The following is a 646-nucleotide window of genomic DNA, read 5'->3' as shown; positions in this document are numbered from 1 at the left end:
GCCGGGCGAGGTGCTGGCCGGTAATAACCAGATCCATGCCGAAGTCATCACTTCCGATGCGGCCGGTAACCCGACGACGGCCACGGCAGATCAGGGCTATGTGGTAGATACCACTGCGCCGGAAGCGTCGATCACCATCGATAATGTGACCGGCGACAACACCGTCAATATCGCCGAAGCGGGTCAGCCGCAGGCGATCACCGGTCGCGTCGGCAACGACGTACAGGTCGGCGATACGGTGACCGTCACCATCGGTGACCAGTCTTACCAGACTACCGTCACCGCGTCGGATAACGGCAACGTGTGGAGCGTCAACGTGCCGGGCGATATCTTGGCCGGTAACAGCCAGATCCACGCCGAAGTGACCACCACCGACGGTGCAGGCAACGCCACCACCGCCGGGGCCGATCACAGCTACGCGGTCGACACAGCCGCGCCGGAAGCCAGCATCACCATTGATGATGTAACGGCAGACAATACGCTGAACATCGACGAAGCCGGACAGCCGCAGGCCATCACCGGCCGTGTCGGCAACGACGTGCAGGTGGGTGATACGGTCACCGTCACGATTGGCGATCAGGCTTACCAGACCACCGTCACGGCGTCCGATAACGGCAATGTGTGGAGCGTCAACGTGCCGGGCGAT

Annotated in this window: 1 protein-coding gene; it reads left to right on the top strand. The window is 62.4% G+C overall.

The features are described 5' to 3' along the window. Positions 1-646: Ig-like domain-containing protein (locus tag AU509_RS17750; protein WP_139824086.1), on the top strand; the 646-nt coding region annotated here is incomplete at both ends.

The sequence above is a fragment of the Lonsdalea britannica genome, assembly GCF_002111595.1.
In the GTDB taxonomy this organism is placed as follows: domain Bacteria; phylum Pseudomonadota; class Gammaproteobacteria; order Enterobacterales; family Enterobacteriaceae; genus Lonsdalea; species Lonsdalea britannica.
Note: the sequence above shows the minus strand (reverse complement) of the source record. Positions and strands in the feature narration are given on the sequence as shown.